The 12,273-nt window shown below is 68.6% G+C and carries 11 protein-coding genes; 5 read left to right on the top strand and 6 right to left on the bottom strand.

The window, feature by feature from the left end; all coding sequences use genetic code 11:
• Positions 1 to 26: 26 nt before the first annotated feature.
• The 4 genes from A9973_RS12780 to A9973_RS12765 are packed head-to-tail and all read left to right on the top strand — an operon-like array spanning position 27 to position 4,315.
• Positions 27 to 1,268: a styrene monooxygenase/indole monooxygenase family protein gene (locus tag A9973_RS12780; RefSeq protein WP_183014144.1), complete on the top strand. Its 1,242-nt coding sequence runs from the start codon at positions 27 to 29 to the stop codon at positions 1,266 to 1,268.
• Positions 1,265 to 1,774 carry a flavin reductase family protein gene (locus A9973_RS12775; RefSeq protein ID WP_183014143.1) on the top strand — a complete coding sequence of 170 codons (510 nt, stop codon included), beginning with the start codon at positions 1,265 to 1,267 and terminating at the stop codon, positions 1,772 to 1,774. Before A9973_RS12780 ends, A9973_RS12775 begins: the two co-directional genes overlap by 4 nt.
• A gap of 25 nt (positions 1,775 to 1,799) precedes the next feature.
• Positions 1,800 to 3,422, top strand: a complete 1,623-nt coding sequence (locus A9973_RS12770; protein ID WP_183014142.1) for an NAD(P)/FAD-dependent oxidoreductase — start codon at positions 1,800 to 1,802, stop codon at positions 3,420 to 3,422.
• Complete coding sequence (locus tag A9973_RS12765; protein WP_183014141.1) at positions 3,419 to 4,315, top strand: transporter; 897 nt, start codon at positions 3,419 to 3,421, stop codon at positions 4,313 to 4,315. The genes A9973_RS12770 and A9973_RS12765 overlap by 4 nt, the downstream gene beginning before the upstream one ends.
• Before the next feature lie 53 nt (positions 4,316 to 4,368).
• Here A9973_RS12765 and A9973_RS12760 read toward each other — a convergent pair whose 3' ends face one another.
• The 6 genes from A9973_RS12760 to A9973_RS12735 all read right to left on the bottom strand — a co-directional run bounded on the left by A9973_RS12760 (position 4,369) and on the right by A9973_RS12735 (position 11,354).
• A complete protein-coding gene (locus tag A9973_RS12760; RefSeq protein WP_183014140.1) occupies positions 4,369 to 5,250 on the bottom strand; it encodes an alpha/beta hydrolase-fold protein in 882 nt (293 codons plus the stop codon).
• Positions 5,247 to 7,610, bottom strand: coding sequence for a TonB-dependent siderophore receptor (locus A9973_RS12755; protein WP_183014139.1), 2,364 nt, complete (start codon positions 7,608 to 7,610; stop codon positions 5,247 to 5,249). The genes A9973_RS12760 and A9973_RS12755 overlap by 4 nt, the downstream gene beginning before the upstream one ends.
• 88 nt (positions 7,611 to 7,698) lie before the next feature.
• Positions 7,699 to 8,676 (bottom strand): FecR domain-containing protein, encoded by a 978-nt coding sequence (locus tag A9973_RS12750; RefSeq protein ID WP_183014138.1) that lies wholly within the window; start codon positions 8,674 to 8,676, stop codon positions 7,699 to 7,701.
• Positions 8,673 to 9,212, bottom strand: coding sequence for a sigma-70 family RNA polymerase sigma factor (locus tag A9973_RS12745; protein WP_183014137.1), 540 nt, complete (start codon positions 9,210 to 9,212; stop codon positions 8,673 to 8,675). Before A9973_RS12745 ends, A9973_RS12750 begins: the two co-directional genes overlap by 4 nt.
• Positions 9,213 to 9,277: 65 nt before the next feature.
• Entirely contained in the window at positions 9,278 to 10,306 is a 1,029-nt protein-coding gene (locus A9973_RS12740) for an AraC family transcriptional regulator (RefSeq protein ID WP_183014136.1), read from the bottom strand.
• Between the two features lie 184 nt (positions 10,307 to 10,490).
• Positions 10,491 to 11,354 carry a pirin family protein gene (locus A9973_RS12735; protein ID WP_183014135.1) on the bottom strand — a complete coding sequence of 288 codons (864 nt, stop codon included), beginning with the start codon at positions 11,352 to 11,354 and terminating at the stop codon, positions 10,491 to 10,493.
• A 159-nt stretch (positions 11,355 to 11,513) separates the two neighbouring features.
• Here A9973_RS12735 and A9973_RS12730 point away from each other — a divergent pair, with 159 nt between their 5' ends.
• On the top strand, positions 11,514 to 12,050 hold the full coding sequence (locus tag A9973_RS12730) for a DNA-deoxyinosine glycosylase (protein ID WP_183014134.1): 537 nt from the start codon (positions 11,514 to 11,516) through the stop codon (positions 12,048 to 12,050).
• Positions 12,051 to 12,273 lie beyond the last annotated feature (223 nt).

Raw genomic sequence — 12,273 nt, 5'->3', positions numbered from 1 at the left:
GCCATGCAAACGAAAGGAGAAGAGAGATGCGTCGAATCGCGATCGTGGGCGGCGGCCAGGCCGGACTGCCCCTGGCCCTGGGCCTGTTGGACAAAGGATATGAGGTCACGGTGGTCACCAACCGCGACCCGGACAACATCCGCAACGGCAAAGTGATGTCCAGCCAATGCATGTTCGACGCGTCATTGCAGATCGAACGCGGCTTGGGCCTGAACCAGTGGGAAGCCGACTGTCCGACCGTCGACGGCATCGGCCTGGCCGTGCCGCATCCCGAGCATCCGGGGCACAAGCTGATCGACTGGGTCGCGCCGCTGGACAAGCCGGCGCAGGCGGTGGACCAGCGCATCAAGATGCCGGCGTGGATGGAATTGTTCGCGGCCCGCGGCGGCAGGCTGCTGATCCAGGACGGCGGGGTCGGCGAACTTGAATTGCTGGCCGCGTCACACGATCTGGTGCTGTTGGCCGCTGGCAAGGGCGATGTCGTCAAGCTATTCGAGCGCGACGCGCAACGGTCGCAGTTCGACCGGCCGCAGCGCGCGCTGGCGCTGACCTACGTTGCCGGCATGCGTCCGGCGCCGGACTACTCGCGCGTTGCCTTCAACCTGATTCCCGGCGTGGGCGAATACTTCGTGTTCCCGGCCCTGACGACGGGCGGCCCGTGCGAAATCATGGTGTTCGAGGGCATCCCCGGCGGGCCGATGGATTGCTGGCGCGACATCAAGTCGCCGCAGGCGCATCTGGCGCAGAGCCTGGACATCCTGCGCACCTACCTGCCCTGGGAGGCCGACCGCTGCCATGGCGTGGAACTGACCGACGCCAACGGCATCCTGGCCGGCAGTTTCGCGCCCACGGTGCGCAAGCCGGTGATGACGCTGCCGTCCGGGCGGCGGGTGTTCGGCCTGGGCGATGCGGTGGTGACCAACGACCCGATCACCGGGCAGGGCTCCAACAATGCGACCAAGGCTTGCGCGGTGTACCTGGAGGCGATCCTGGCGCATGGCGACGCCGCCTTCACGGCCGACTGGATGCAGCGGACCTTCGAGCGTTTCTGGGACTACGGCGGCGCGGTGGTGGAATGGACCAATTCGATGCTGATGCCGCCCGCGCCGCATCTGCTCAAGCTCTTGAAGGCCGCGGAGGATTCGCCCGCGCTGGCCGCCGCCATCGCCAACGGCTTTAATCATCCGCCGTCGTTCTTCCCGTGGTGGCGCGACGATGTCGCGTGCGACGCGTTCATCGCCTCCAAGGCGGCGCGGGCGGCGGCATGACGGCGCCGCTGGACTGGGGCAGCACCGATCTGCATCCCAAGGTCCTGCGCGGCGTGCTGGGCAGCTATCCGACGGGGGTGGCCATCGTGGCCACGCGCTGCCCGGACGGCCGCAACGTCGGCCTGACCATCAACTCCTTCGCCTCCCTGTCGCTGGACCCGCCGCTGGTGTTGTGGAGCCTGGTGAACCATTCGCCCAACCTGGCGACGTTCCGCGATTGCAGCCACTTCACCATCAGCGTGCTGGCCTGCGGCCAGGAAGCGCTGGCGATGCGCTTCGCCAGTTCGGCCGTGGCCGACAAGTTCGATGGCACGCCGCTGCATGAAGTGCCGGAAGGCGTGCCCGCCATCGCAGGGGCCGTCGCCACCCTGGTGTGCGCGAACGACCAGCAGAACGCCGCCGGCGACCACCTGCTGCTGTTCGGGCGTGTGCTGCGCGTGGCCAGTGTGGCGGCGACGCCGCTGGTGTTCCATGCCGGGCGCTTCACCGCGCTGACCGCCGCGTAGCGGCCTTCCTCGATTGGAGTGATTCATGGCCACAGCGTCAGACGCGCAGGTCGTCATCGTCGGCAGCGGAATGAACTCGCTGGTGTGCGCCGCGCTGTTGGCGCAGCGCGGCAAATCGGTGCTGGTGCTGGAGCGCAACGACCGCCTGGGCGGATGCATCCGCACCGAAGAGCTGTTCCCCGGCTACCGCCACGACGTGCTGTCGTGCTGGTATCCGTTGTTCATGGGCAGTCCGGCCTATGCGGCGCTGAAGCCCGCGCTGGCCGAAGCCGGGCTGGAATTCATGCAAGGGGAATACACGACGGGGCTGGTGCGGCCTGACGGATCCGGCTTGGCGTTGAAGCAGGATATCCCGGACAGCGCGCGGCGCTTGGACGCGTGGGCGGCGGGGGACGGCGCGGCCTTCGGCGCGATGGCGCAGCGGCTGTTCGGCGAGGACGCGGCGCTGACGTTTGGCCTGTTGGGGCAGAACCCGTACGGCACGGGCATGCTCAAGCTGTTGTTCAAGGAATGGCGCAAGCGCGGCATGGACGGACTGGCGGCATTCGCCGCCGATTCGATGGAACCGTTCCGCCGCTGGGCAGAGCGTGAATTGCGGTCCGATACCGCTCGCGCCTTGATCGCGCCCTGGGTGCTGCACACGGGGCTGGGCCCCGACGACGCGTGTTCCGCCTTGATCGGCAAGCTGACGTTCGCGGCCGTGGTGGCCGGCGGCATGCCGGTGGTGAAGGGCGGGGGCAGCGGCGTGGTGGATGCGCTGGCGACGGTGATAGAACGGAACGGCGGCCGTCTGCTGACTGGCACCGCGGTCGAACGGATCCTGACCCGGGGCGATGGCCGCCGCCGCCGCGCGACCGGCGTGGTGGCGGACGGCCGCGAATACCGGGCCGCCGAGGCGGTGGTCTGCAACGTGACGCCAGGGCAGTTGTACGGGCAACTGCTGCCCGGCGCGCCCGAACCCGTGCGCCGGCGCGCCGAGGGCTATCGCTTCGGCCGCGGCGGCATGCAGATCCATTTCGCGCTGGATGCGCCGCCCGATTGGGTGACGCCCGAATTGCGGCACGTGCCGCTGGTGCACCTGACCGAGAGCATGGAGCAGGTATGCGCGTCGGTGACGGAAGCGAACAACGGCCTGTTGCCGGCGCGCCCCACGCTGGCCATCGGCCAGCCCGTGGCGGTGGACCCGACCCGTGCGCCGGCGGGCGGCTGGATCCTGTGGGTGCAGATGCAGGAATTGCCGGTGCGCGTCAAAGGCGACGCCTTGGGCGAGATCGCGGCGCCCGAAGACGGGCGCTGGAACACGGTTTTGCGCGAGGCGGTCGCCGACCGCGTGCAGGCGCGGCTGGAACCGGTCATGCCCGGTCTGGCACGGCGCATCGTCGGCCGCCGCAGCTATTCGCCGGCGGACCTTGAAGGCCTGAACTGCAATCTGGTCGGCGGCGATCCCTATTCGGGCGTGTGCTCGCCCGACCAGTTCTTTTGGCTGCGGCCCTTCGCGGGCAGCCAGGGCGCGCGCGGGCACCGGACGCCGCTCTCCAACCTTTTCCATATCGGCGCCGCCACCCATCCAGGCCCCGGCCTGGGCGGCGGCTCCGGCTATCTCGTCGCGCAACATCTGGCGCCCCGCAGGGGCAGGAGCGGAACATGAGCAGACACCTTGAACCCCGGCTGCTGGCCTGTGCCGTGGCACTGTCGCTGGCCGGCACGGCGGCCCACGCGACCGAGGGCGGCGGGCTGGGCATCTATCCCGACGGCTTGGAGAACTTCATGTCGGGCGCGCTGCCGCCGCCCGGCGTGCACATGCTGGTCTACGGCGGCGGGGCGCGCTACGACACGCTGCGCGGCAACGACGGCGAGCGCGTGCCGGTGCCGGGCTTCAAGGTGGATGTCAACGTGCTGGCGCCGCGGCTGATCTGGGTGACCGAACAGCAGGTGATGGGCGGGCAACTGGCTTTCCACGCGATTGCGCCGCTGCTGGACGTCACGTTCAAGGCGGCCGGCGAACGCTACCGCAGCACCGGGCTGGGCGACATGACGCTGGGCGTGGCGCTGGGCTATCACGTGTCGCCGGCGCTGCATTACGTGGTCGGGCTGGACATGTATGCGCCTACGGGGGAGTACGACCGCAATGACCCGTCCAGCCTGGGCAAGAACTACTGGACCGCCCAGCCCGTGTTCGCGCTCAGCCGGATCAGCCCCGACGGCTTCAACGCCGACCTGAAGTTGATGTACGACTTCAACTTCCGCAACTCCGCCACGGACACCCGTTCCGGGCAGGCCATCCACGCCGACTACGCGTTGGGCTGGGGCGTGGGCAAGGGATGGGTGCTGGGGGTGGGCGGCCACGCCTTCCAGCAGGTGACGGACGACAGCGGTCCGAACAGCGCGGCCGGCCGGGCGCGCGCGTTTGGCGTCGGCCCGTCGGTGCGCTACCTGAATGACAAGGGCTGGTTGTTCACCGCGAAGTGGCAGCAGGAATTCAAGGTGAAGAACCGCCCCGAGGGCTCGCAGCTGTACGTGAAACTGGCGATTCCGTTCTAAGGCAGGACAAAACCCTTGTCCGCAAGCATGGTCCCGCCGGAACAGCGGCTGCCCTACGACCAGCGCGCGCTCAGCACGTGCCGCAACACGGTCGTCGCGGCGGCGACCGGCACGGACATGTGCGTTTCGTCGGGCAGTTCCGCGTAGTCGACGCCCAGGCCGCGGCCCGACAATGCGGTGTCCAGGCGCTGCGCGAGCGACCGCGTTTCCTGGACGGTCTGCGGGCTTTCCGCGCCGCCCGCGATCAGCAGCAGGCGCTTGTTGCTGAGCGCGATTTCGCCGGCCTGGGCGCGCGCCACGAACTCGCGCTCGCGCGGCAGCAGGTAATGGTCCTGCCACCAGATGGACGGGCTGATCGCCACGATCTGCCCGAACACGGCCGGGCGGGCGTACAGCATGGCCAGCGCATACATGCCGCCGAACGAATGGCCCAGCAGGATCTGCCGGCGCGCATCGACGGGGAAGCGCGCGGCGATGTCCGGCAGCAGCACATCGGCCAGGAAGGCGTGCAGGGCCAGTTCGCCGCCCAGCGGCGGCTGGCCGGCGGGCGGGACAGTGCCGGGCGGCAAGGGCGGCGAGAAGTCGTACGAACGGCGCAGGAAGTCGAACGGCCCGTCGCTGGGATAGCCGACCGCCACCACGATCGCGTCGCCCGCCAAGTCGTCCTGCAGCCGCGCGGCATCGTAATAGGCGCCGAAGAACGCATTGCCGTCCAGCAGGTACAGCACCGGATGGCCCGCGCTGCGCCGGGGCTTGCGGCGTGGCGCCAGCACCTGGATGCGGTAGGCGCCGCCCGGTGCGTCCAGGTCGAACTGCTGCGTATCCGGCAGGCTGGCGCGGGGGGCGGCGGCAAACGCCCCCCGCGCGGCAAGGGCCGGCCAGGCGGCCAGCGCGGCGGCGCCGGTCAGCCAGCGGCGGCGTGTCAGGCCGCTCACCAGCGGTACCTCAGGCTGCCCATGACTTGCCGGCCGACGCCCAGATAGCAGTAGCCGCCGTCGCAGACGGTGGTCTCTTTGTCGGCGACGTTTTGAATGCTCAGCATCGCCATCCAGCCCTTCAGCGAGGGATGGCGGTCGCCCGGCTCGTAGCTCAAGGCCAGGTCGAACAGCGTGGCGGCATCGTTGTGCATGGTGTTCTGCACGTTGCCGTAGCTGCTGCCCACGTAGCGCACGCCCGCACCCAGCCCGACGCCGGCCAGCGGGCCTTGCGGCAGGCGATAGTCCAGCCACAGCGCGGCGGTATGGCGCGGCTGGTAGCTGGGCGTCTTGCCGACTTCGGCGGGATCGTTGCTGCCGGTGATCTTGCCGCGGTTGTAGCTGTAGTTGGCCACCAGTTGCACGCCGGTGCGCAGTTCCGCCACCGCTTCCAGTTCGACGCCGCGCGAACGGATCGCGCCCGCCAATTCCGAATAAGGCGTGGCCGGCACGACGCGCACGGCGTCTTTCTCCTTGATCTGATAAGCCGCCAGCGTGACATAGCTGCGGCTGCCTTGCGGCTGGTACTTCACGCCGGCTTCAATCTGCGCGCCGTGCGTCGGGTCCAGTGGCTTTCCGGAGGCATCCAGGCTGGTGTTGGGCGCGAACGAGGTCACATAGCTGACGTAGGGCGCCAGGCCGCTGTCGGTCAGATAGAGCGCGCCCGCCTGCCAGGTGAAGGCGTTGTCTTTCTTGCGCGTCGGGTCGCCGCCGTTCAGGCGGTCTTGCGAATGCAGCTGCGCGATGTCATACCGGCCGCTCAGGTTCAGGCGCCATTGGCCGATGCTGGCCTGATCCGACAGGTAGAAGCCGTATTGCGTGTTGCGCTGGTCGACCGACACCAGGTTGTAGGGCGGCGTCGGGCCGGGCACATAGCCGTACTGCGGGTTGTCCAGGTCCAGCGCCGGATAGCCGTTGGCCAGCATGCCCACGCCCTGGTCCCAATTCAGCCGCTGGTAGTCGAAGCCCGCCAGCAGCTGGTGCTTCACGTTGCCCGTATCCAGGCGCAGCTGGGCGTTGTTGTCGATCAGCACGTTCTGCACCGTGCTCTCGACCGACCAGGCGCTGCGGTTCAGCAGGCGCGTGCCCGGCTGCAGGGCGCCGCCCGACAGATAGCGCGCGTCCAGGTCGATGTGGCCGTACCGCACCTGCTGGCGCAACGTCAGCGCGTCGTTGTGCCGATAGGCCAGCTCGTAGCCCAGTTGGTACTGCGTCTGGCGCTGGTGGTCGTAACGCGGGTCGCTGACGCGGATGTGCGTGACCTTGCCCTCCGGGTCCGTATACATGCCGACGTTGGCATCCGTTTCGTCGCGGATGTACTGGCCCAGCACGGTCAGCGTGGTCTTGTCGCCAAGCTTGAAATCGAACGCGGGCGCGAACACGTCGCGGTCGTCGGCGATCATGCGGTCGTGTTCGCCGCGCCGGGTCAGGCCGGTCAGCCGGAAGCGCGCCGTGCCGGCGTCGTTGAACTGGTCGGCGATGTCGAACGCGACCTGCTTGCGGTCCTTGGTCCCGCCCATCACCATGATTTCACGCAAGGGTTCGTCAAGCGGACGCTTCGACACGCGGTTGACCAGGCCGCCGGGCGTGCCCTGGCCGTACAGCACCGACATCGGTCCCTTGACGATGTCGACGCGCTCCAGCGTGTAGGGGTCGGTGCGGAAGTAGGCGTAGGACCCGGGCGTCTGGCGCAGGCCGCCCAGGTAGTCGCCGCTGGTGTTGACCGGGAAGCCGCGGATCGAAATCTGGTCGAAACGCGGATCGAAGCCGGCGCTGCCGGTGCCCACGCCAGCCGAATAGCGCACGGCTTCCGGCATGGTCACCACGCCGCGGGCATCCAGTTGCGCGCGGGTCACCACGCTGACCGAACGCGGGGTTTCCATCAGCGGGATGTCGGTCTTGGTGGCGCTGACGCTTTCTTCGGCCACGAAAGCGCCCGTGGCGTCATGGGCGCCGGTCACGGTCACGGGTTCCAGCGTGGCGGTGCCGGCGATCGGGCGCAGCACGTAGTGGCCCGGCGCGCTTTCGCGCGCTTCCAGCCCAGCACCCGACAGCAGCTGGGCCAGGCCCTGTTCGACGGTGTAGCGGCCGTTCAGGCCGGGCGTCTGGCGGCCTTCGGTCAACGCGCCGGCGCCGCCCAGGAAAATGCCGGCGCGGCGGGCGAACTGGTTGATAGCCGGGCCGAGCGGGCCGGCGGCGATGGCGAAATCCAACATTTGCGTGTTGGGGGCGGGCTGCGCCAGCGCGGGCAAGGGCGCGAGCGGAGCGCAGGCCAGCAGGGCGGTCAACAGCAGGGCAGGGCGAAATGGCGGGTTCGGCATAGGGATGGCGTAGGTTCCTGGCGCCACGCTTTCGTGGCGCCTTCCCATACAGATCGAACGAGAACCGAAAAAGGGAACCGGCTGCCGTTCAGCGCGGCTCGACCGTCACCCACCACGGCAGCGTGCGCTGCACGCGGACGGGCAGCGCGTCGCCCAGCATCGCCAGGGCGGAGTCTGTGTCGGGAAGCGGGAAGGTGCCCATGACGCGCAGGTCCGCCACATCGGGATGCGCGGCCAGATGGCCGCGGCGATAGCGCGACAACTGGGCAAGGAAATCCGCCAGGCGCACGTTGTCGACGGTCAGCATTCCCGATTGCCACGTCGCCTGGGCGGTGTCGGCGGCGGATGGCGCGCCGATGCGGTCGCGTTGGAAGTCCGCCTGGCGGCCGCGCGGGATCACGAGGCGTTCGCCATTGGCGGCCAGGCGTATTTCCACCGCGCCGTCGAAGACGGCCAGATGGACCTGGTCGGCCGAATCGCGCCGGACCAGGAAGCGCGTGCCCAGGGCCCGCATCGCGCCCTGGGGCGTCCCGACCACGAATGGCCGTTCGCTGTCGGGCGCGGTTTCAATGACGACGGTGCCTTGCCGCAACGTCAGGCTGCGTTGCGCGGCGTCGATGGCGAAGTCGGCCGCGCTGGCGGTATCGAGCCATAGCTGGCTGCTGTCGGCCAGCCGCACATGCCGTATTTCACCGACGCCCGTGCGGTAGTCAGCGTTCCAGGCCAGCACCTGGTCGCGCAGCGGGGTGTGGCGCCAGGCCAGCCAACCCGATGTGCCCGCCACCGCCAGCCCGGCCAGTGTGCGCAGCGCGCGCCGCCGTGCGGGCGCGGGCGCCGCCGCCGCACGCAAGCCGGCGGCAAGGGCTTGCGGCGCGTCCTGGCCGCGCAGGCCGGCAAAGCGCTGTCCGGCCGCAGTCACCTGGTCCCAGGCGGCGCGATGCAGCGCGTGACCGCGCAGCCAGCCGTCCCACGCTTGGCGGTCCTGAGGCGAGACGTCCTCGTCATGCAGGCAGACGTACCAGTCGGCGGCCTCCTGCAATGCCTGGTGCCACGCGACGGCGTTCATTCGTGCTCCAGCATGGGCGTCCAGCGCGGCATGGCCGCATCGAACTCGGCTTCCAGCAACACGCAGTGCACCAGCGCCTGGGCCAGGTACTTCTTGATCATCCGCTCGGACACCGCCAGGCGTTCAGCGATCTCGCGGTACTTCAGACCTTCGACTTGCGCCAGCACGAACGCCTCGGCCACCTTGGGCGGCAGCCGCCGCAGCAAGGCGCCTACTTCCAGCAGGGTCTCGACCACGATGGCCTGCTGTTCGGGCGAGGGCGCCGCCGCGCTGTGCAGCAGCGTCTCGTGCCAGGCGCGTTCGACCTCGCGGCGCCGCCACAGGTCGATGCACAGCCCGTTGCCCATGGCGCGCAGATAGGCGCGGGCGCCTTGGGGCGAGTCGAATCCGCGCGGCGTGGCCAGCAGGCGCACAAAGGCGTCCTGCGCCAGATCGGCGGCATCGCAGGCGTTATTGAGGCGCCGCGCCAGCCAGCCGCGCAGCCAGCCGTGGTGCGCCTGGTACAGGCCTTCGATTTCGGAGTGGGGGTGTGACATGGCGGCGCAAGCAATCCGGGAAACCAGGCGCCACTATAACAAGATCAATTCTCATTATTGTTACTTCACCCGCAACGACGCAGGCTCTGGCTCGGGCTTTCTCCATAGCGCGCCTTGTATCCGGCGCTGAAGCGGCCCATGTGCGCAAAGCCCCAGCGCAGCGCGACGCTGGCGATATTGTGGCTTTCTCCCGACAGCAGTTCGGCACGGGCGCGCTCCATGCGCAGGTCGCGCAGGTAATGCATCGGGCTGACGTCCAGGAATTCCTTGAACCCCGCATACAGGCTGCGCACGCTGACGCCGGCAATGCGGGCCAGTTGCTCGGCGCAGACGGGTTCGTGCGCATGGGCTTGCAGATAGTCCTGCACGCTGCGCACATGGCGCGGCAGCACCGCGGCGCGGCGGCCGGGCGGCACACAGGTGTAGTTGTGCGGATGGGTGGACAGCAGGGTGGCGGCGACCAGTTGCTCCATCTGGTGCACGATCAGCTTGTGCGTCGCCAGGTCCGCGTGTTCCGTCGAACAGTCCAGCAAATAAGTCATCAAGCAGCGCCACGCCGGGCAATCGCGCCAGCGGAAACCCAGCTGGAAGCGCAGCGGCCGGTCCAGCGTGCCGCCCAATTGGCCCACCAGCGTGCGCTCCAGCAGCGAGCGGCCCACGCGAAGCATGAACTGGTCGCTATCGTCGCTCCAGCGCATGGCCAGGTCGTCGTCGGGACTGACGACTGATGCGACATCCGGCGTGGAGTCCACCTGCTGGGGGCCGCTGCTGATGCGTGCCGATCCCGACAAGGGCATCTGCACCAGGAAGAAATCTTCCAGCGGGCCGGGACGGATTTCGACATGGGCGCCGTAGCGCAGGCGGTTCAGCGAGACCTCGCCCAGCGCCTGGTGATGCATGCGGGCGTCAAGGCGCTGGGCCGTGCCCACCACGCCGAGTTGGTGCGGCCGCATCACGCGGCCGACCATGGAGCGGGCTTCGTCCAGATCGCCCGACGCGAACAACTGCTGCGCGGGCTGCCCCAGGACAGACTCGATGCGTGGCGCGGCAGGCGGCCAGGACGTGCGGGTGGCGGACAGCGTCGGATTGAGCATGGCTGGGGGTTCCTCCCGCGTGGGGGCCTTGACGGCTTCGATAGTAAGGCTGCGCCGTGCGCCGCGGACTGGTGGAAAACCCGTCCCGAAGCGGGGGGCGTTGGCCGTTTTCCGCACTGCGTATCCGCGGAATGCAAAAAACCGCAGCCGGGGCTGCGGTTTTTTGCGTACGGCTTAGCCGGCGTCAGTGCATCTTCCCGTAGCGGCCGGCGTTGAAGTCCTGGATGGCTTCCACGATTTCCGCTTGCGAGTTCATCACGAACGGACCGTATCCCACCACCGGCTCATCGATCGGCTCGCCGCTCAGGATCAGGAACACGGCGTCGTTGTTGGCTTCGACCGTGATGTCTTCCCCGTCCTGCGAGAACAACGCCAGATGCGCGTCGCGGGCGACGGATTCGCCGTTGACCAGCACCGTGCCGCGCAGCATCACCAGCATGCTGTTGCGGCCCGCGGCGACGGGGAAGGTCGCGGCCTTGCCCGCATTCAGGCGCACATCCCACACGTCCATAGGCGTGAAGGTGCGTGCCGGACCGGCCTGGCCCGCGAAGCTGCCCGCGATCACCCGCAGCGAGCCGGCACCGTCCGGCAGCGCCACCACGGGGATGTCCGCATTGAGGATGCCCTGGTAACCCGCCGGCGCGGTCTTGTCCCGGGCGGGCAGGTTGACCCACAGCTGCACCATTTCCAGTTCGCCGCCCGAACGGGTGAACGCGGGGGAATGGAATTCCTCATGCAGGATGCCGGAGCCCGCCGTCATCCATTGCACGTCGCCGGGACCGATGACGCCACCGTTGCCGGTGGAATCGCGGTGCTCGACTTCGCCGCTGTAGACGATGGTCACGGTCTCAAAACCGCGATGGGGGTGCTGGCCCACGCCGCGCGGCTGGTCGGCCGGCTCGAACTTGGCCGGGCCGGCGTAATCCAGCAGCAGGAACGGGCTGACGTTCTTGCCTTTGTCGTTGTAAGAGAACATCGAGCGCACCGGGAAGCCGTCGCCGACCCAGTGGGGGCGGGGAGCGGCATGCAAACCGAGGATCTTCTTCATGGCGTCTATTCCTATTGCGCGGCCCCTGCGGGGCCGTTCGTCATAGGGTTAAAGATAAGGGCGGAACGCTGCTTTCGGTAGTCCCCCCCATTGGTAAGCACTGTTCCATGGATCGGACGATGAAAGGGGCATCCCTGCCGCCTGACGTATCCTTCCCGGATGGAACAACGCGTGGATGCCGCGCCGCAAGGGCGCAACGATCGGGTCACGGGCTTTGCCCCCGTCGCAACCCCTGGCTCAAGGGTGCTGGTGCTGGGCTCCATGCCCGGCGTGGCCTCGCTCAAGCAAGCCCGCTACTACGCCCACCCCCGCAACGCGTTCTGGCCCATCGCGGCCCGCGTCCTGGGTTTCGATCCCGCCCTGGACTACCCGCAGCGCCTGCACGCCTTGCAAACCGCAGGCGTCGCCCTATGGGACGTCCTGCAAGCCTGTGAACGCCCCGGCAGCCTGGACGCCGACATCCGCCATGACACGCTCGTCCCCAACGACTTCGCCGCGTTCCTGGCCACCCACCCGGCCATCACCCGCATCTGCTTCAACGGCGGCAAGGCCGCCACGCTATACCGCCGCCACGTACTGCCCAGGCTAGCCCGGGCAAACCTGGAATACGTCGATCTGCCGTCCACCAGCCCCGCCCACGCCGCCGCGTCCTTCGAGAAGAAACTGGCCGCCTGGCAAATAGCGCTGACCGCATAAGCCCCCAGTCAACCGCGACCACAACCAGCAACTCGCAACCAGCGCTAACAACAACGCGCCAGCAACGAAGCGCCAACAAAACCCCACGCCAAGCCACCACGTATGCCCGAAAAGGCCGCGCAGGGCGGCCTTTGCGGGCGGGCGCGCCAAACCCTTCCAGCAGCCACCCCCCGCCCACGGGGCGCCCGGCGTCAAAAGAACTCCGTTAGCCCCACCCCGGAAT

Origin of the sequence: Achromobacter sp. UMC46 (genome assembly GCF_014170335.1) — a bacterium.
In the GTDB taxonomy this organism is placed as follows: Bacteria; Pseudomonadota; Gammaproteobacteria; order Burkholderiales; family Burkholderiaceae_B; genus Achromobacter.
The sequence above is the reverse complement of the archived record's forward strand: the minus strand, read 5'-3'. Positions and strand labels throughout refer to the sequence as shown.